Annotated in this window: 15 protein-coding genes; 9 read left to right on the top strand and 6 right to left on the bottom strand. The window is 66.1% G+C overall.

Annotated features, from left to right (window positions below):
- The first annotated feature begins 33 nt into the window (after positions 1-33).
- Positions 34-618, top strand: coding sequence for a YceI family protein (locus FEI13_RS12940; protein WP_138181936.1), 585 nt, complete (start codon positions 34-36; stop codon positions 616-618).
- Between the two features lie 83 nt (positions 619-701).
- Here the strand turns inward: FEI13_RS12940 and FEI13_RS12945 are convergent, their stop codons facing one another.
- A complete protein-coding gene (locus FEI13_RS12945; RefSeq protein WP_138181937.1) occupies positions 702-1,496 on the bottom strand; it encodes a 2OG-Fe dioxygenase family protein in 795 nt (264 codons plus the stop codon).
- A 293-nt stretch (positions 1,497-1,789) separates the two neighbouring features.
- On the opposite strand from FEI13_RS12945, the gene FEI13_RS12950 reads away from it, so the two are divergent.
- The 4 genes from FEI13_RS12950 (at position 1,790) to FEI13_RS12965 (ending at position 7,310) form a co-directional block, all read left to right on the top strand.
- Positions 1,790-3,607 (top strand): putative bifunctional diguanylate cyclase/phosphodiesterase, encoded by a 1,818-nt coding sequence (locus FEI13_RS12950; RefSeq protein WP_138181938.1) that lies wholly within the window; start codon positions 1,790-1,792, stop codon positions 3,605-3,607.
- A gap of 123 nt (positions 3,608-3,730) precedes the next feature.
- A complete protein-coding gene (locus FEI13_RS12955; RefSeq protein ID WP_138181960.1) occupies positions 3,731-5,017 on the top strand; it encodes an MATE family efflux transporter in 1,287 nt (428 codons plus the stop codon).
- Positions 5,018-5,182: 165 nt separating this feature from the next.
- Positions 5,183-6,442 carry a D-amino acid dehydrogenase gene (locus FEI13_RS12960; protein ID WP_138181939.1) on the top strand — a complete coding sequence of 420 codons (1,260 nt, stop codon included), beginning with the start codon at positions 5,183-5,185 and terminating at the stop codon, positions 6,440-6,442.
- 412 nt (positions 6,443-6,854) lie between these two features.
- Positions 6,855-7,310, top strand: a complete 456-nt coding sequence (locus FEI13_RS12965; protein ID WP_138181940.1) for a hypothetical protein — start codon at positions 6,855-6,857, stop codon at positions 7,308-7,310.
- A gap of 219 nt (positions 7,311-7,529) precedes the next feature.
- On the opposite strand, the gene FEI13_RS12970 is transcribed toward FEI13_RS12965, so the two are convergent.
- The 3 genes from FEI13_RS12970 to FEI13_RS12980 form a co-directional block, all read right to left on the bottom strand.
- A complete protein-coding gene (locus FEI13_RS12970; protein ID WP_138181941.1) occupies positions 7,530-8,717 on the bottom strand; it encodes an amino acid aminotransferase in 1,188 nt (395 codons plus the stop codon).
- On the bottom strand, positions 8,718-9,056 hold the full coding sequence (locus tag FEI13_RS12975) for a 4a-hydroxytetrahydrobiopterin dehydratase (protein ID WP_138181942.1): 339 nt from the start codon (positions 9,054-9,056) through the stop codon (positions 8,718-8,720). It abuts the gene before it with no gap.
- Between the two features lie 61 nt (positions 9,057-9,117).
- Positions 9,118-11,097 carry a RecQ family ATP-dependent DNA helicase gene (locus tag FEI13_RS12980; RefSeq protein WP_138181943.1) on the bottom strand — a complete coding sequence of 660 codons (1,980 nt, stop codon included), beginning with the start codon at positions 11,095-11,097 and terminating at the stop codon, positions 9,118-9,120.
- A 341-nt stretch (positions 11,098-11,438) separates the two neighbouring features.
- Here FEI13_RS12980 and FEI13_RS12985 point away from each other — a divergent pair, with 341 nt between their 5' ends.
- Positions 11,439-12,095 (top strand): dienelactone hydrolase family protein, encoded by a 657-nt coding sequence (locus tag FEI13_RS12985; RefSeq protein WP_138181944.1) that lies wholly within the window; start codon positions 11,439-11,441, stop codon positions 12,093-12,095.
- Here the strand turns inward: FEI13_RS12985 and FEI13_RS12990 are convergent.
- On the bottom strand, positions 12,071-13,051 hold the full coding sequence (locus FEI13_RS12990) for a GGDEF domain-containing protein (protein WP_240036517.1): 981 nt from the start codon (positions 13,049-13,051) through the stop codon (positions 12,071-12,073). The genes FEI13_RS12985 and FEI13_RS12990 overlap by 25 nt on opposite strands.
- Before the next feature lie 231 nt (positions 13,052-13,282).
- Positions 13,283-14,434, bottom strand: coding sequence for a cyclopropane fatty acyl phospholipid synthase (gene cfa, locus FEI13_RS12995; RefSeq protein ID WP_138181945.1), 1,152 nt, complete (start codon positions 14,432-14,434; stop codon positions 13,283-13,285).
- Between the two features lie 389 nt (positions 14,435-14,823).
- Here cfa and FEI13_RS13000 point away from each other — a divergent pair, with 389 nt between their 5' ends.
- From FEI13_RS13000 to FEI13_RS13010, 3 genes are all read left to right on the top strand, one after another.
- Positions 14,824-16,284 (top strand): sodium-dependent transporter, encoded by a 1,461-nt coding sequence (locus tag FEI13_RS13000; RefSeq protein ID WP_138181946.1) that lies wholly within the window; start codon positions 14,824-14,826, stop codon positions 16,282-16,284.
- A gap of 232 nt (positions 16,285-16,516) precedes the next feature.
- Positions 16,517-17,344 (top strand): uroporphyrinogen-III C-methyltransferase, encoded by an 828-nt coding sequence (cobA, locus tag FEI13_RS13005; RefSeq protein WP_138181962.1) that lies wholly within the window; start codon positions 16,517-16,519, stop codon positions 17,342-17,344.
- Between the two features lie 58 nt (positions 17,345-17,402).
- Entirely contained in the window at positions 17,403-17,789 is a 387-nt protein-coding gene (locus FEI13_RS13010; RefSeq protein WP_138181947.1) for a septal ring lytic transglycosylase RlpA family protein, read from the top strand.
- The last annotated feature ends 2 nt before the right edge of the window (positions 17,790-17,791 follow it).

Here is a 17,791-nt window from a genome sequence, read left to right on the forward strand (position 1 = left end):
GATCTCCCCCGAAACGATCCGCAAGGAGCAATCATGATCAAGAAGACCGCCATCGCCGCCGCCCTGGCCGCCGCCGCCCTGGTGCCGCTGACCCAGGCTCAGGCCGCCGACTACGCCATCGATACCGAGGGGCAGCACGCCTTCATTCAGTTCAAGATCAGCCATCTGGGCTTCTCCTACATCCTCGGCAGCTTCGAGGAGTTCTCGGGGAGCTTCCGCTATGATCCGGAGAATCTGGCGGATTCGGCCGCCAACCTCGAGGTCGATGTGACCAGCCTCACCAGCAACCATGCCGAGCGTGACAAGCACATCAAGAGCGATGACTTCCTGGCGACGGGTGAGTATCCGACCGCGACCTTCACGTCCACCGGCTTCACCCCCAGCGGTGATAACGAGGGCGTGCTGAGCGGCGAGCTGACGCTGCATGGCGAGACCAACGAGATCGAGATGCCCGTGACCCTGCTGGGCGAGGGCGAGGATCCCTGGGGGAACTATCGTGCCGGCTTCGAGGGCTCCACCACCCTGGTCCTGGCGGACTACGGCATCGACATGAGCAAGTTCCCCGAGGTGATGCATGAGCTCGAGCTCTATGTCACCTTCGAGGGTATCCGCCAGTAAGACGCGCCGCGTCTCGGCGCGATCCTGCAACGAAACGCCCCCCTGGTCCTCTCCAGGGGGGCGTTTCGTTGCAGGACCTTGAATTAACAGGGGGTGTGGAGCAGCGCCTCGGGGAAGTGCCGGCGCAGGATGCGGTTCTGGAACTCATCCACGAAGCGGCTGTTGATGATGATCACGAAGCGCTCGAAGGGTGCGTCTTCGTCAAGCTGAGTGATCGCATCCACGCTGTGGAAGAGGCGGTCGTCACGCAGGTGCAGGATATCCCCCGGGGCGAGGGTCGTGTCGGCGAGGGGACGGGTGCCGCCCTTGTCGGCATAGAGATGGTTCTCGGCCCCGGCCACGTTGTCACGGCTGAGCACCATGACGCTCAGCGCCTGGCAGCCGTCGGCGTGAATCCCCTGACCCTGCAGGGGATCGACCATGCCCTCGCCGCGCACGCCGGTGATCTGCATGAGGATGGGCTCGTAAGGCCGCAGCTGCCACAGCCGCGACCAGGCCCGAACGAAGGCCTTCACATCCGATCGCGCCATGAACGCCGGTGTCAGTGGCTCGTAGTAGCGAAGCCGGTCCGCCATGCTCTCGGCGTCGTTGAAGGCGCCACCCTGTGCCATCGGGCAGGGCCCCATGTCGAGGACATCGCCGCGTTCGTCCAGCGTCAACCAGGACATGCGCTTCCAGCGGCGGTTGACATAGGGATCCCGGGGCAGGTCCTGGGTGAGGGCCTGCCAGGCCTCGAGGTCCAGCCGAGAGCGCACCTCGGCCTGGGCCCAATCCTGCTGCCGAAGTGAGCGGATGACCTCGGGGGCCCAGTAGTCGGCGACCGGGGCGAGGGGGCGGGGGGCGGTATCGAAGTCGTACTTGAGGGTGTCGAGTTTCATGGGATCTTCTCCATTGGAAGGGATGGCATGATTGCCGTCGGGTTGCCCGAGACCTGGGCAACCTTAAGGAAATGAGAAGATCTGCAACGAACTGTCAAAAAATGTACGAGACGAGACACACTTCAGGGGCTAGGATTCTCAGTGAAACGTTGGAGGGCGATGGCTGGTCGGAAACGTGATGCCGTCTAAGATATTTCTTAAACAAGCAGGTAGGATGGGCAGTATCGATGTCGCCCCGGGGCAGGCGCTCCCGGCAGGCAAGGTGGCATCGCCAGGCGATGATGAGGGGATGAATGAGCGGTCGCGAAACCCGTTTCCGGCAATGGCTGGTGCGTCGGTGGCAGCAGATCAGATCGACGTGGTGCGCCGTCTGGGGAGCTGATTCCCTTGATGATGTCGAGCGCGTTCGACGCCAGTACCTGGAAAGCGAGCAGCGATTTCGTGCCCTGCTGGAAAGCCTGCCGAAGGTGGCGGTACAGGGCTACGACCGTCAGCGTCGAGTGATCTACTGGAACGAAGCCAGCACTCGGCTCTATGGCTATGCCCCCGGCGAGGCACAGGGGCAGCTGCTCGAAGAGCTGATCATCCCCGCGCCGATGCGCGAGCCCGTGATTCGGGCGCATCGCGCCTGGGTGGAGCGGGGCGTCGAGATTCCTGCCGATGAGCTAGAGCTCCAGCACAAGAACGGTGAGCCGGTATCGGTCTTCTCGCACCACGTGATGCTCGGGGAGTACACCGAGGACCCGCTGATGTTCTGTGTCGACGTGGATCTCTCGGATCAGAAGCGGGCCCATCGTGAATTGGATTTCGTCACGCGCTTCGATGTCCTGACTCACCTGCCCAATCGCCAGACCTTCGAGTCGCAGCTCGACGAGGTCCTCGCCGGCTGTGGACGACAGGATTGCGGCCTGGTGCTGATCTACCTGGACATCGACCGCTTCGTGGAGATCAACGACGCCCTGGGCTACGAGCAGGGCGACCGCCTGCTGGTCGAGCTGAGCCGGCGCCTGCACCGCGCCAAGCGCGGCTCGGACCTGATGTCGCGCCTCTCCGGCGACGAGTTCGTGATCGCCTTCCCGGGGCTCCAGCGCGAGGACGTGCTGCCGCAGCTGGTTCACAAGATCCAGCAGGCCCTGCGGGCCCCGTTCCTGATCGACGGGTCCCGGCGCCAGGTAACGGCCTGCCTGGGCGTCAGCTTCTATCCGGACAACGGCGATACGGCGCGGGAGCTGATTCGCAATGCCGACGTGGCCAAGAACCGCGCCAAGCTCGATGGCCGCGGCAGCGTGTGGTTCTTCGATCAACAGCTCCACGACGAGCTGCTGCACCAGCATCGCCTGGTCGACCGTCTCGAGCAGGCGCTCGATCAGGGCGAGCTATCGCTGCACTACCAGCCCCAGGTGTCGGCCATGAGCGGCCACATCGAGAACCTCGAGGCGTTACTGCGCTGGATGCCGACGGAGGGCCCGCCGATCTCGCCGACCGAGTTCATCTCCCTCGCCGAGCGCTCCGACCTGATCCACCGCCTCGGGGACTGGGTCATGGAGGCCGCCTGTCGTCAGCGGGCGCGGTGGCGGGACGCTGGCCTGGCCCTGGAGCGCATCGACATCAACTTCTCCGGCCGACAGATGGGCCGACCCGACGTCTTCGAGCGTTTCGAGGCCTGCCTGGCGCGCTACGATCTGGGGCCGCGGCATATCGGCATCGAGCTCACCGAGAACGTGCTGATCGAGGCCGATGACCGGATCCTCGAGGAGTTGCGCCGGCTCCATCGCCTGGGGTATCGCATCGCCATCGACGATTTCGGTACCGGCTACTCGTCACTGAGCTACCTCAAGCACTTCCCGGTCACGGCGCTCAAGATCGACCGGACCTTCGTGCGGGATGCCCCGGATCAGCCCGAGGACCGCGCCATCATGGAGGCTGCCGTCTTCATCGGCCATCGCCTGGGCCTCGAGGTGGTGGCCGAGGGGGTCGAGAATCGCGAGCAGCTGGCATTGATCCAGGACATGCGCTGCGACCTGATCCAGGGGTTCTACTTCTTCCGTCCCATGCCCGCCGCGGAAATCGAGCGCATCCTGGCCGGGCGGGTGGTGGGGCACGGGGGGTAGGGCTGAGTCCGGTGCCGCCATGGCGTAGAATGCCAGGCCCCGATAGACCCCGGAGTCCGTGTGAATTCCCTCGATGCATCCCGTTCCTCCCTCGGCCTCACCCTGTGGCGCCAGACCTGGCCCATGGCGATCGGCGTACTGGCGCTGCTCGGCTTCCAGCTGGTGGACAGCGCCTTCATCGCCCGACTGGGCACGGCGCCGCTGGCCGCCCAGTCCTTCACCTTCCCGCTCTCCTTTCTGGTCATCGGCATCCAGGTGGGCATGGGCATCGCCATCGCGGCGCTGATCTCGCGTGCCCTGGGCGCGCGAGAAACATCGCGAGCCCGCCGACTGGGCAGCCTGGTGCTGCTGGTCGGCACCGTGACCATCGCGTTGCTCGTGCTGCTGCTGTGGGCTATCCAGGCGCCGCTGTTCGGTCTGCTGGGTGCCGATGCGGCGACGCGCGCGCTGATTCGCGACTACTGGGGGCCTCAGCTGCTGGCGGCGTGGCTCGGGGCGGTGCTCTACTTCGGCTACAGCCTGTTCCGGGCCCACGGCGATACCTGGCTGCCGGGCAAGATGATGGTGATCACGAGCCTTCTGAACCTGGTGCTGGATCCGCTGCTGATCTTCGGTGTCGGGCCCTGGGCGGGGCTGGGCCTGCCGGGCGCCGCCTGGGCGACCGCGATCGCCTTCGCCATCGGCCTGCTGCTGCTGGCCCAGCGCCTGCGTGACAAGGCGTGGCTCGCCGCCGAGGGGCTGGTTGGGGAGCTTGGGCGCTCGCTCCTGCCCTTCGTCGGTATCGCCGGCCCGGCGATGATCAGCCAGCTGATGCCGCCCCTGGCGGCGATGCTGGCGATCTCGGTGCTGGCCTCCCTCGGTGAGCCCCAGGTGGCGGCCTGGGGATTGGCCAGCCGTCTGGAGACGCTGTCGCTGATGGTGGTGCTGGCCATGACGATGTCGCTGCCGCCCTGGCTCGGACGCTGCTACGGGGCGGGGGATTGGGAACAGGTGCATCGGCTGATGCGCCTCGCACTCAGGGTGGTGGTGCTCTGGCAGCTGTCGCTGGGCGTGATCATGGCGCTAGCCGCTCCCTGGGTTGCCCTCGCGCTTTCCGGTAATCCCGAGGTACAGGACGACCTGGCGATCCTGATTCGCTTCCTGCTGCCGAGCTATGCGGCGCTGGGGGTCTGCATGATCGTGGTCTCTGCCGGTAATGCCCTGGGCTGGCCGCTGCGTGCCATGCTGATGTCGGGGGCGCGGCTGTTCGTCTTCTATCTGCCGTGCCTGTGGTTCGGTGCATGGCTCGGTGAGCTGATGGGCCTGGCGATGGGGGCGGCCATCGGCAACCTGCTGGCGGGCCTGGCGGCCTGGCAGGTGCTGAGACGGATCCTGGCCAGCCCACGCCGGCAGCCGTCTAGCGCAGCATAGAAAAAAGACCTAAAAATAATAGATTTTTAGGTATATTGATCCAAGAAAAATAGAAAAAACATTTTTAAGCTTTGTTTATACGCTTAATTTTAGGCGAATACTCTGGATGGTTATCCCTATACTGCTGGGCTCGTTGATCTCATCACCCGGCAGAAGGGGAAACGCATGAAGGTACTGATTCTCGGCAGCGGCGTCGTCGGCGTCACCAGCGCCTATTACCTGGCTCGGCAGGGCCACGAGGTCACGGTGGTGGATCGCCAGCCGTCACCGGCGCTGGAAACCAGCTACGGCAATGCCGGCCAGGTCTCCTTCGGCTTCTCCTCACCCTGGGCGGCCCCGGGCATTCCCCAGAAGGCCATCAAGTGGATGTTCCAGGAGCATGCGCCGCTCAAGATCCAGCCCAAGATGGATCCGAACATGGCGCGCTTCATGACCCAGATGCTGGGCAACTGCAGCCCCGAGCGCTACATGGTCAACAAGGAGCGCATGGTGCGCGTGGCCGAGCATAGCCGGGCCTGCATCGATGCCCTGCGCGACGAGACCGGCATCCGCTACGAGGATCGTCAGCGCGGCCTGATGCAGCTGTTTCGCCATGAGAGTCAGGTGGAGGCGGTGGCCAAGGACATGCGGGTCCTGGAGCAGTGCGGCGTGCGCCACAAGCTGCTCAATGCCGATGAGATCGAAGGCGTCGAGCCGGCACTGGCCCGGGTGCCGGGCAAGTTCGTCGGCGGGCTGCACCTGCCCGATGATCAGACGGGCGACTGTTACCTCTTCACCAACCGGCTGGCGGACTACTGCCGCGAGCGACTGGGCGTCGAGTTCCGTTTCAACGTCGAGATCCAGCGCCTCAAGCGCAGCGCCGGGGCCATCGAGAGCGTGGTGACCAGCGAAGGCGAGCTGACCGCCGACGCCTACGTGGTCTGCCTGGGCAGCTACTCACCGTTTTTGGTCAAGGACATGGGGATCCGGCTGCCGATCTATCCGGTGAAGGGGTACAGCCTGACCGTGCCGGTCACCGACGACGGCGGCGCCCCCCAATCCACGGTGATGGACGAGACCTTCAAGGTGGCGATCTCGCGCTTCGATGATCGTATCCGGGTGGGCGGCACCGCGGAGCTGGCCTCCTTTGATCTGAGCCTGCTGGAGAAGCGTCGGGCCACCATCGCCATGGTGGTGCGCGACGTCTTCCCCGAGGGGGGCGACGTGAGCCGAGCCGAGTTCTGGACCGGCCTGCGTCCGATGACCCCGGACTCCACGCCGATCATCGGTGCCACCCGGGTCGACAACCTGTGGCTCAACACCGGCCACGGCACCCTGGGCTGGACCATGAGCTGCGGCAGCGCCCAGCTGCTGGCCGACCTGATGACCGGCCGCGCACCCGCCATCGATCCCGCCGGCCTGGACGTGTCGCGCTACTCCGCCTGAGCCACACGCGCCTTTGCATTGGGCTTGACGGCTCGCCGGCGCGGTGTCGTGCCTGCTGCGTGCGTCACGGGCAACAGATTAAATCATTGATATTAAAGGGGAAATTGTGTAAGTGGTGTGAGGCGTCGGCAAATAGTGACGGCGTGATCGGGTCGAAGTGGGTGGAGCGGCCCGTCGTCTATGCAGTGTTTTTTCATAACCATCTGTTTTTAAGTATTAATTATAATTTCTGGCATGTTCTTCGCTTGAGAGTGGGTGTCTACTCCGGCCTTGGTGCCGGAGGCGCGGATGCTGCTGCCAAGGCAGTATCGCGGCCATGGAGGGCACGGGGCCAGGGAACGGCCCGCGTGACATGGATTCATCATTCCGGAGGCCATCGAGCCGCGCTCGGTGGCTCCCATCAGGAGGTATCATGAAGCTGAAGACAGTCGGAATCACGTTCTCCCTCGCGCTGGCTGGCCTGGGCGCCCAGACCGCCATGGCGGACAGCGCCGCTATCCAGGCGCAAAGCGATACCAGCGTGCAGGCTCGGGCCGCTGGCCAGGACGTCGGTGCTGGCCTGAGTGCCGACGCTCAGGGCAGTGCCGAGACCGGCACGGCAAGCCAGGCCGGACAGGGTGCCGCCGAGGACGCAACCGCCGCAGGTGCCGGCGTCCAGGAACGGGCCGAAGCCGGGGTGGACGCGGCCGGTGATCGAGCGCGCGGCGCCCTGGGTCAGGCCGCCGGCACGGCTGAGCAGACCCGCGAGTCGGCCGGGGATGCCGCCGAGGGCGCCTGGGACAGCACCGCCGGGGCCGCCGGCGACCTGAACGGCTCGTCCGGCGCCGGCGTTTCCGGTACCGCCGAGGGCGAGGCCACGGTCAACTGATCATCTCCTGCTCGACACGCCAGGGCCCCGCCGGCATAAACTGGTGGGGCCCTGGCGTATGGCGGCCTCAGGAGCGGACGGGGCGGCCCCGTGTCCCCGGCGGCGGGCCGGGCATCCTACGGCAATCATGGCGGGTTTTCCGCAATGGGAAGAGGTCCCGCAAACGAAACGCCCGGGTCAGTGACCCGGGCGTCTGGCGTGAGTCGCGGGGCGACCGGCTCAGTTGACCGCGGCGATCGCCTTGGCCAGGTAGGGCAGGTTCGCCTGCGAGAAGCCGGCCACGTTGGCGCGGCCGGAGCGCACCATGTAGATGCCGAATTCGTCACGCAGGCGATCGACCTGATCGGGCGTCAGACCAGTGTAGGAGAACATGCCGCGCTGCTCCGCCACGCAGGCGTACTTCTGGTCCAGGCCATAGGGCTTGAGGGCCTCGACGAAGTCGCGACGCAGCGTATTGATGCGATCGCGCATCTCGGTGAGCTCCTCGCGCCAGAGGGTGGTGAGTTCCGCGGAGTGGAGGATCTCGCTGACGATGGAGCCGCCGTGGGCCGGCGGGTTGGAGTAGTTCTCCCGGGCGACGATGGCGATCTGGGAGCGAACGTTCTCCATCTGCTCCTCGTTCTTCGCCACCAGGATCAGGCAGCCGGTGCGCTCGCAGTAGATGCCGAAGTTCTTGGAGCAGGAACTGGTGATGATCACCTCGTCGAGGTTCTCGGCCAGCAGGCGCACCCCGTAGGCGTCCTCGTCGAGGCCCTCGCCGAAGCCCTGGTAGGCGAAGTCGATCAGTGGCAGCAGGTTGCGCTGGCGGACGACTTCCAGCACCTGCTGCCACTGGGCCTGGGAGAGATCGAAGCCGGTGGGGTTGTGGCAACAGGCGTGCAGCAGCACCACGTCGCCTTCCGGAATCTGCTTGAGCGCGCCCAGCATGCCGTCGAAGTCCAGCCGGTTCTCGGAATCGACGTAGGGGTACTTGTGCAGGGTCAGGCCGGCGGCCGGAAAGATGCCCAGGTGGTTCGGCCAGGTCGGGTCGCTGACCCAGACGTCCTTGCCGGGCAGCTGCTTGGCGATGAAGTCCGCCGCCAGGCGCAGGGCTCCGGTGCCGCCGGGGGACTGGGTGGCACTGGCACGGCCGGCCTCGAGCACCGGCGAGCCCTCACCCAGCACCATGGGCAGCACCGCCTGGCCGTAGGCCGGCGCGCCGTGCGAACCGATATAGGTCTTGGTGGTCTCGTTCTTGAGCAGCAGGGCCTCGGCTTCCTTCACGGCGCGCATGACCGGGGTGTTGCCCTGGTCGTCCTTGTAGACGCCCACGCCGAGATCGACCTTCTGAGGGTTTGTGTCCTTCTTGAAGGCCTCGATCAGACCGAGGATGGCGTCCCCGGGAACCCGCTCAATTTTCTCGAACATTTATGTCGCTACCTCGTCAGTTCTGGCGGCAAGAATGAAATCGTTCTTGTGCAGGCCCTTTATCGCGTGCGACCACCAGGTCACGGTGACCTTGCCCCATTCGGTCAGCAGGGCCGGGTGATGGCCGGCCTCTTCGGCGATCTCGCCGACGCGATTGGTGAAGTCGAGGGCCTGCTGGAAGTTGCGGAACGTGAAGCTCCGCTCTAGCTTCATGATGCCATCGCGCTCGACGATCTGCCACTCGGGTATCTCGGCTCCGTACTGCTCGATTTCGGCCTGGGTCACCTGGGGAGCGTCCTGGCGGCAGGCTTCGCATGTCTGTTCGGAGAGCTGGCTCATGGGATTCTCCTGATCGTCGATAAGGGGGTTGTGAGAAAGGTCGTGCAGCGGCGCGGCCTCGTCAAGCCGGCAGCGTGGCGAGGTGCGGCAGGCCTTCGGAGACCCGCTCGCGCACCTCGCCATAGGGGACCCCCTCGAGGGCGGCGAAGCCTGGCAGCTGGCGCGCCTTCAGCGGCGTGAAGAGTGGCGTGGTGATCCCGCAGAGAAAGCGCGTCAGCAGATCCGGCGTGGCGGGATGGCCTTCGCCGGCCTGGCCGAGTCGCTCGAGGAAGGGGGCGCATAGTGCCCCCAGGTCCTGAGGCGTCGGAGGCGCTGCCTTCGCGGCGGTGGGCAGATGCGCCACCTGGCCGCGGCAGGCCGAGCAGTGGCCGCAGCGCTCGGGCGCTCGGGCATCGCCGAACCAGTCGGCCAGGCGCCGGCTGAGGCAGCCGTCACTCTCGAAGAGCGCCAGCATGGCCGCGAGTCGCGCGATCTCCGCGTCTTCCTTGTCGCGGAAATAGCGGGTCAGGTCGTCGGTGAGCGCCGCCGGGTCGGCCTCGCGGTCGAGCACCTCGTAGACCTCGGTCATCTGCTTGCTCTCCAGCGTCATCCAGCCCTTCTCGACGAAGTACTCCAGGGCGGTGATGACGCGCCCGCGCCGGGTATCGAGCCCGCGCTCGGCGCCCAGGGCCTCCAGGGCGGCGAAGTCCAGGGTGTACCAGGTGCGTGCTCGGGACGAGGCGTCGAGAAGCGCCTGGACGAAGGCGCGACGCTCGCCCTCGAAGCGGCCCACCAGCGTTTCGGGCTCGTCCGACAATCGGAAACGATAGTCGGCGAAGTAGCTGTAGCGAGGGGCAATGATACCGCGCAGCTCGAGCTGCACGAGCAGGGTCTTGAGGGGCAGGGGGCGGATATTGCTGTGTCGCGACAGGGCGTTGAGCATCAGCTCCCACTCGTCACCGGCGGCACGCAGCGCGTCGATCACGCGACGAATGCCGTGATGCTCCGGCGTATCGCCATAGACGAAGTTTTCCAGCACCTCGAGGTGGTCGCGCCCGGCCAGCATCAGGCAGTTCGAGGGCAGCCCATCGCGGCCGGCACGGCCGATCTCCTGGCTGTAGTTCTCGATGGACTTCGGCAGGTCGAAGTGCACCACGTTGCGGATATCGGCCTTGTCGATGCCCATGCCGAAGGCGATGGTGGCGACGATGCAGGGCGTCTGCCCCGCCATGAAGTCCCGCTGGATCGCGTCGCGCCGCTCGGCGTCGAGCCCCGCATGGTAGGCCGTGGCGGGCAGGCCGGCCTTCTCGAGGTAGGCGGCCAGGCGCTCGGCGGTCTGCTGCAGGGTGACGTAGACGATGGTCGGCTGGGGCGGCTCCGGCGTGAATTTCGGTCGCAACCACTCCACCAGTCGGCGCGGGCGCTGATCGGCGGGCACCGGGGAGACCTGCAGGTCGAGGTTGGCGCGATAGAAGCCGGTGCCGGTGACGTCGTCCGGCGCGATGTCGAAGCGGCCGCGCATGTCGTCGATGACCCGCGGCGTGGCGGTGGCGGTGAGCAGCAGCACCTGCGCAATGCCGAACTCCCGTCGGTAGGCGGGCAGCTTGAGGTAGTCCGGCCGGAAGTTATGCCCCCATTCGGAGATGCAGTGCGCCTCGTCCACCACCATCAGCGAGATCGGCACGCGGCGGATGAAGGCCCGGAAGCGCTCGTTCTTGAGGCGCTCCACCGAGACCATCAGGATGCGGATATCGCCGCGCTTGACGCCCTCCATGACCGCCGCCGCCTGCTCGCGGCTCTGGCTGGAATCGAGACTGGCGGCGGCAATGCCGTGGCGCGCCAGGAAGGCCAGCTGATCCTGCATCAGGGCCAGCAGCGGCGAGATCACCAGGGTCAGGTGAGGGAGGTGCAGGGCGGGCAGCTGATAGCAGAGTGACTTGCCGGAGCCGGTGGGAAAGATGGCCGCCGCCGAGCGACCGGCCACGATCGCCTCGATCACCGGCCGCTGCCCGGGGCGGAAGTCGTCGTAGCCGAAGACCTGTGCGAGCGTCTGCTGGATCATGGGGCTCTCCCTGCCGAGTCGTTGGAGGTTCACTGGGATCCGTCCAGTATAACGGTCTCGGGCGACGCGCGTCCGCCGATGGGCCTGCCGGTCCAGGGCTATCGCAGTTAGCTCGGCCTCGAAAGCGAAAGGCGCCGGGGACAGGTCGAAGAGGGGGTCCGGAGGCCAGGGAAGGCGGAGGTAGCGTACAGGGAGGTATTCACAGCGCCCCCTCGAAGGCCTGTCGCCGGGAAAGCCTTGAGCGATGTTGCCAACGGCGATAGCCCTGCCTGCCGGTCGACGCAGTCACTATACTTCGGGTATCTCCGTCACCCATGGCGGGGGTGGGAGGGAGCATGTCCATGACCGAGCATGATCTTGTGATCCAGACGTGCGGTGTCGCCCTGGAGGGAAACCTGCTGATGCCCGAGGCTCCGGCGGGCGTCGTGGTGTTCGCCCACGGCAGCGGCAGCAGCCGCTTCAGCCGCCGCAATCGCCGGGTGGCACGCCACCTGGCCGACCAGGGATTGGCGACGCTGTTGTTCGACCTGCTGACGCCGGAAGAGAGCCTGATCGACGAGCGTACCCGGGCATTGCGCTTCGATATAGCGCTGATCGGGTCGCGCATGAGCGGCGCGGTGGCTTGGGTCGCCGAGGCGCCGGAGTCTCGGGGGCTCGGCATCGGCCTGTTCGGCGCCAGCACCGGGGCCGCGGCGGCGCTCATTGCGGCGGCCGATCAGCCGACGCGGGTGAGGGCGGTGGTGTCGCGCGGCGGACGACCCGACCTCGCCGGCGAGGCCCTGGCGCGGGTGAGGGCGCCGACCCTGCTGCTGGTCGGCGGGCATGACCCCCAGGTCATCCGGCTCAACGAGCAGGCCATGGCGCGACTGTGCTGTCCTCGCGAATTGCTGATCGTTCCTGGCGCCAGCCACCTCTTCGAGGAGCCGGGTACCCTGGAAAGGGTCGAGGCCCACGCCGCTCGGTGGTTTCTCGATCACCTGGGGGGCGCGCCCTCGTGAGATTCAGGGGGGCAGACGCCGGCCATCACGCGATTGCGCCCGCTGTCCTTGGCGGCATACAGGCTCTCGTCGACGCGCTGCATGAGGATCTCACGGGAGTCGCCAACGCGGTGTTCGGCGATGCCGATGCTGATGGTGATCTGCCCGTGCCCGACGCCGAAATCATGCTCGGCGATTCGCTCGCGCAGCCGCTCCGCCAGCTGCCGGCAGTGCGACTCGGGCGTCAAGGGCAGCAGCACGGCGAACTCCTCGCCGCCGAGTCGGGCCATCAGGTCCTCCTCGCGCAGGATACCGTGGGAGAGGCTGGCGAGCTCGCGTAGTACCTGATCTCCCTGCAGGTGACCCCAGGTATCGTTGATCGACTTGAAATGGTCGAGATCCAGCATCATCAGCGACAGCGGGAGGCCGTGCCGGTTACTCAGCGAGAGCTCCTCGTCGAGGCGCGTTATCAGCTTGCGTCGATTGGCCAGGCCGGTGAGGTCGTCGGTGTCCGAGAGCCTGCGCAGGCGGTCTTCCTCGAGCATCTGCTCGCTGATGTCGATCATCAGGCCGACCCAGAGCGTGCCGCTGTCGACTCGGCGCGGTTGGGCACGCACGGCGATCCAGCTCATGCGTTTCCCGGGCAGACGCAGCCGGAAGGTGGTGGCGATGGGGGTGCCCGATCGCGCCGAGCGTTCGATGACGGCCATCAGCCGCGGGTAGTCTGGCTCGGCCAGGCGTTCCAGGGCGGGGAGGGCATTCTGTGACAGATCGTGCCAATCGAGGCCGTTCAGCTCGGTGCCGCGGCCGGCCAGGTAGGGAAAGTGCAAGTGGCCATCCGGCGCACGGTGCAGCTGGAAGATCACGCCGGGCAACTGCTCGGTCAACTCGAGGAGCCACGGGATATCTGCTAGCTCTCTATCCGGCAGGACATCGTTGGAAGGCATGCTATCCGGCAGGACATCGTTGGAGGGCATGCGGGTGTCCTTGTATCCCAGCTGCGCACAGCGAGTGTCGTTATCGGTCCTGCCCAGCGAGTGGCTGGGTCGGTCGCACGCGCTCATCGGGTGGCGCATCGCTTTTGTCGTCGGCATTATGCCGCCTCGCTAGGGGATTGCCTATCCATCTTGGGGTGTAGGCGATTGCCGACAATAAGGCTTGGATAATATGCCCGTGTCCCGATCTTGGGGTGACGGTCTGGCCCGAGATCATCGCGGTGCGTCGTAGCGTCGCGCGCGTCCACGCGAGAACACCACCTGCCAGAGCTGGAGATGGCGGGCGCGAAAGGCGCCGGCGCAGACCGACAGGTAGTAGCGAAACATCCGGTGGGTGCGCTCGTTATAGCGCGGGGCGATCTCGTGCCAGTGGGCGTCGACATTGGCGAGCCACGCCATCAGCGTCCGGTCGTAGTCTGGGCCGAAGTTCTGCCAATCCTCCATCAGCAGATGATTCTCGCTGGCGCGCGCGATATGCATGGCCGAGGGCAGTGTCCCGTTGGGGAAGATGTAGCGATGGATCCAGGGATCCGCCGATATCTCGGAGCGGTTGGAGCCGATGGTATGCAGGAGGAAGAGGCCGTCCGGCGGCATCAGGCGCCGGATGGTCTCGAAATAGGTGGCGTAATTGCGATGCCCCACGTGCTCGAACATGCCGATGGAGACGACCCGGTCATAGAGACCGTCGAGGTCACGATAATCCTGCAGCAGTATCTCCACCGGCAGGTCGGCGCAGCGCTTCTGGGCGAGAGCCGCCTGCTCCCGGGAGATGGTAATGCCGGTGACCGACACGCCGTGATGCCGGGCCGCATGCTCGGCGAAGCTGCCCCAGCCGCAGCCGATATCGAGGACCCTCATGCCCGGTCTCAGGTCGAGTTTCTGACAGGCCAGTTCGAGCTTGGCCCGCTGGGCGGCGGCGAGATCATCGGCCTCCTTCCAGTAGCCGCAGGAGTAGCACATGGTCTCATCGAGCATGCGTTCGAAGAGATCATTGCCCAGGTCGTAGTGCACCTCGCCGACCATATAGGCTCGGGTCCTGCTCTGCAGGTTGCGAAAGCCCGACTGCAGCCGGTACATGAGTTTTTCCGACGGCGTGCGAGCATGCTGTCCCAGGCCATGCAGCAGCATACGATGGGCCATCTGATCGATGCGGTCGCACTCCCACCAGCCCTCCATGTAGGTCTCGCCGAGGCCCAGGGTGCCCTGGTGCAGGATGCGCGAGAAGACGTCGGGATGCAGCACGCGGATATCCTGTGGAGCATCACCGTTGAGCGTGACGCCTGATCCCTTCAGCAGGCGTTCGACGACGCGTCTGGCGCGGGTGTCGGGCAGGGCGATCGGTCCGATGCGGGTGTCACTGGTCATGGTGTCCTCCTGGGCGCGTGCTGGCTAACAGGCTGACGAACGCGGCGTGAGGGGCCGCGCCAATGCCACTGTTGAACCCAGCATAGACCAGCCGGCTTGAAGCGTGGGGCAAGTCGTGGGTCGGAGCCTGTGGCGGAGAGCGTCCGCGCCGCCCTGCAGGATGCCCTCGCGGCGCGGTGCGTCGTCCCGTTGGCGCCTTACCCGCCGGATGCCCCTCGGCGCGGCCCTTACGGCGTGTGCCGTCGGCAGCGCATTTTCGTCAGGCGCTGAGGGGCACTGGCAGCACAATCGGTCGTGCGTCTGCCCAATCACGATAAAATCCGTCAGAATAGTCGCCTGGTAGCGATGCCTCGCGGTGTCGGAAAGAACTCCGGTGATCCTGGTGTGATATGACAACGAACGCACAACCCCGAACCCAGTGGCTCGGCCGCTGGGGCTTTATCCTGGCGGCGACCGGTTCCGCGGTGGGCCTGGGCAACATCTGGAAGTTTCCCTACATCACCGGCGAGTTCGGCGGTGGCGCCTTCGTGCTGGTCTACCTGGCCTGCATCCTCGCCGTGGGAGTGCCGGTGATGATGACCGAGATCGCCCTGGGACGACGTGGCCGTGGCAGCCCCGTCGACGCCCTGCGGCGCCTCGTCGCCGAGTCGGGCCGCGGTTCGGTCTGGTCGCTGCTCGGCTGGATGGCCATGCTGTGCGGCTTTCTGATCCTGTCGTTCTATGTGGTGGTGGCGGGATGGTCCTTCGCCTACCTCTGGAAGATGCTGAGCGGCGGCCTTACGGGCTCAAGCGTCGATGAGATGGCGGCGATCTTCGCGGCCAACAACGCCAGCCCCCTGAATCTCGGGTTCTGGAGCACCCTGGTCACGGTGGCGACCATGGTGATCGTCGGCAAGGGCGTGCAGGCCGGCATCGAGAAGAGCGTCAGCTGGATGATGCCCGGCATGGTGCTGATGCTGCTGCTGCTGATCGGCTATGGCGTGTTCTCCGGCGGCTTCCCGGCGGCGGTCGAGTTCCTGTTCTCCTTCGATGCCGGCCGCCTCTCAAGCGAAGGCATGCTGGCCGCACTGGGCCACGCCTTCTTCACCCTGTCGCTGGCCTCCGGGGCCATCCTCACCTACGGCAGCTATCTGCCCGCGACCACCTCGATCGCGCGTACCACGCTCTCCGTGGCGCTGGCCGACACGGTGGTGGCGCTGATGGCGGGGCTGGCGATCTTCCCGGTGATCTTCGCCAACGGCATGAGCCCGAGCAGCGGCCCCGGCCTGATCTTCATGAGCCTGCCGCTGGCCTTCCAGGCCATCCCCATGGGTACCCTGTTCGGCGTCCTGTTCTTCGTGATGCTCTCCATGGCCGCGCTGACCTCGTCGATCTCCATGGTCGAGGCCACGGTCTCGTGGCTCACCGACAACAAGGGCATCTCGCGGCGCAGCGCCTCCTGGGGCACCGGCCTGGTGCTGTGGCTGATCAGCACCCTGGCGATGCTCTCCTTCAACGTCGGTGCCGACTGGACCCTGGCCGGCAAGCACTTCTTCGACTGGCTCGACTACCTGACCTCGCGCTGGATGATGCCGCTGGGTGGCCTCGGCATGGTGATGCTGGCCGGGTTCGTGCTGAAAAGCGACACCTTCCGGGAAGAGCTCGGCCTGTCGCCTGTCTGGCATGCGCTCTGGCTGTTCATGGTGCGCTACGTCAGCCCGCTGGGGATCCTGATGATCTTCGTCGATGCCCTGGGCATCACCCGCGTGGAATTCGGCCTGCACTGGCCCTGGCTGCTGGCGATCCTGGTGGCCGCGACCCTGCTCGGCGAGTTCGCAAGCCCCCGCCTGCGGCGTATGCTCTGCTCCTGAGCGCGTCTTCGCCGAGCCGGTTCCGATCGCCCCGCCCCGCGGGGGCGATCTGGTTTCAGGCGGAGGGGGCAACGCTCGACGATGAAACCAGCGGTTATAGCCTTGTGCCGAGGGAGTCGTGGTATCCGTGGCGACTGTTAATTACCATAATGAATAAATCGCCATTGATGACTGAGGTTATTGGAATATGAGAACCGGTTCCGTGCACGCGGCGGGGCGAGACGAGGCGCCGATGGGGCTGCCGGCGGGCTCGGCCTTCCCTCAAGGCTGTGTCAGCCTGGTCGGGGCCGGCCCGGGCGATCCGGAGCTGCTCACCCTCAAGGCATGGCGACGCCTGAAGGCTGCCGAGGTGATCCTCCATGACCGACTGGTCAGCGACGAGATCCTGGCGCTGGCGAGCCCCGAGGCCTACCGACTCTATGTCGGCAAGGAGCGCTCGCGGCACAGCGTGCCCCAGGACGGCATCAATCAGGCCCTGATCGACTGGGCCATGGCCGGCAAGCGGGTCGTTCGCCTCAAGGGCGGCGATCCCTTCATCTTCGGTCGTGGCGGAGAAGAGCTCGAGACGCTGGTCGAGGCGGGCATCATGGTGGAGGTGGTGCCTGGCATCACCGCGGCATCGGGCTGCGCGGCCTATGCCGGCATCCCGCTCACTCACCGCGAGCATGCGCAGTCGGTGCGCTTCGTCACCGGTCACCTGCGCAATGGCAGCAGCGACCTGGACTGGCCGACGCTGGCGGGGCCCGGCCAGACCCTGGTGTTCTACATGGGCCTGGGCAGCCTGGCGCTGATCGGCGAGCAGCTCTGCCGCCACGGCCTGGCGCCCGAGACACCCGTGGCGCTGATCGAGCAGGGCACCACGGCACGCCAGCGGGTGCACGTCGGTACCCTGGAGAAGTTGCCGCCGACAGGCGAAGTGGTTACTATCCGACCGCCGACGCTGATCGTCGTCGGCGGTGTCGTGGCACTGCACGATCGGCTGGCCTGGTTCGATCAGGCACGGGCCAACAGCTCGGGTTGGCTGCAGGGCAAGCACCCTTCGCCGCCGCCCCTTGATTAGGGCGCCTGATCGCTGGACGCGAGAGTCGGCGCAAGACGGTATGTCATGAGGTGACCGCATGGGGATTCGCTCCCGATCGATTCTGACCTGCTGCGTGGCGGGGTGGCTGATGGTTGGCTACGCCGCTACGGGACAGGCCCACGAGACCGAGGCCAAGACCCAGCAGGGTGTGGCGTCCTACTACAGCGACCGCTTCCAGGGCCGCACCACGGCAAGCGGCGAGCCCTTCAACCAGCAGGCCCTCACGGCCGCTCATCCCACGCTGCCGTTCGGCACCCGGGTCACGGTGAGCCGGGAGGACAACGGCCGCGAGGTCGAGGTGCTGATCAATGATCGCGGCCCCTATGCCAAGGGGCGCATCATCGATCTCTCCAAGCGGGCCGCCAAGGCGCTCGGAATGCTCAAGCGCGGCACCGTGCCGGTCGAGATCTCCTACGTCCGTTGAGC

Origin of the sequence: Halomonas urmiana, from assembly GCF_005780185.1 — a bacterium.
GTDB classification, from domain to species: Bacteria; Pseudomonadota; Gammaproteobacteria; order Pseudomonadales; family Halomonadaceae; genus Halomonas; species Halomonas urmiana.

What these genes read in the sequence shown, in the direction of transcription:
- FEI13_RS12940 (WP_138181936.1), top strand. Translation starts at nt 34, where the DNA reads ATGATCAAGAAGACCGCCATCGCCGCCGCCCTGGCCGCCGCCGCCCTG.
- FEI13_RS12945 (WP_138181937.1), bottom strand. Translation starts at nt 1,496, where the DNA reads ATGAAACTCGACACCCTCAAGTACGACTTCGATACCGCCCCCCGCCCC.
- FEI13_RS12950 (WP_138181938.1), top strand. Translation starts at nt 1,790, where the DNA reads ATGAGCGGTCGCGAAACCCGTTTCCGGCAATGGCTGGTGCGTCGGTGG.
- FEI13_RS12955 (WP_138181960.1), top strand. Translation starts at nt 3,731, where the DNA reads ATGGCGATCGGCGTACTGGCGCTGCTCGGCTTCCAGCTGGTGGACAGC.
- FEI13_RS12960 (WP_138181939.1), top strand. Translation starts at nt 5,183, where the DNA reads ATGAAGGTACTGATTCTCGGCAGCGGCGTCGTCGGCGTCACCAGCGCC.
- FEI13_RS12965 (WP_138181940.1), top strand. Translation starts at nt 6,855, where the DNA reads ATGAAGCTGAAGACAGTCGGAATCACGTTCTCCCTCGCGCTGGCTGGC.
- FEI13_RS12970 (WP_138181941.1), bottom strand. Translation starts at nt 8,717, where the DNA reads ATGTTCGAGAAAATTGAGCGGGTTCCCGGGGACGCCATCCTCGGTCTG.
- FEI13_RS12975 (WP_138181942.1), bottom strand. Translation starts at nt 9,056, where the DNA reads ATGAGCCAGCTCTCCGAACAGACATGCGAAGCCTGCCGCCAGGACGCT.
- FEI13_RS12980 (WP_138181943.1), bottom strand. Translation starts at nt 11,097, where the DNA reads ATGATCCAGCAGACGCTCGCACAGGTCTTCGGCTACGACGACTTCCGC.
- FEI13_RS12985 (WP_138181944.1), top strand. Translation starts at nt 11,439, where the DNA reads ATGACCGAGCATGATCTTGTGATCCAGACGTGCGGTGTCGCCCTGGAG.
- FEI13_RS12990 (WP_240036517.1), bottom strand. Translation starts at nt 13,051, where the DNA reads ATGCCCTCCAACGATGTCCTGCCGGATAGCATGCCTTCCAACGATGTC.
- cfa (WP_138181945.1), bottom strand. Translation starts at nt 14,434, where the DNA reads ATGACCAGTGACACCCGCATCGGACCGATCGCCCTGCCCGACACCCGC.
- FEI13_RS13000 (WP_138181946.1), top strand. Translation starts at nt 14,824, where the DNA reads ATGACAACGAACGCACAACCCCGAACCCAGTGGCTCGGCCGCTGGGGC.
- cobA (WP_138181962.1), top strand. Translation starts at nt 16,517, where the DNA reads ATGGGGCTGCCGGCGGGCTCGGCCTTCCCTCAAGGCTGTGTCAGCCTG.
- FEI13_RS13010 (WP_138181947.1), top strand. Translation starts at nt 17,403, where the DNA reads ATGGGGATTCGCTCCCGATCGATTCTGACCTGCTGCGTGGCGGGGTGG.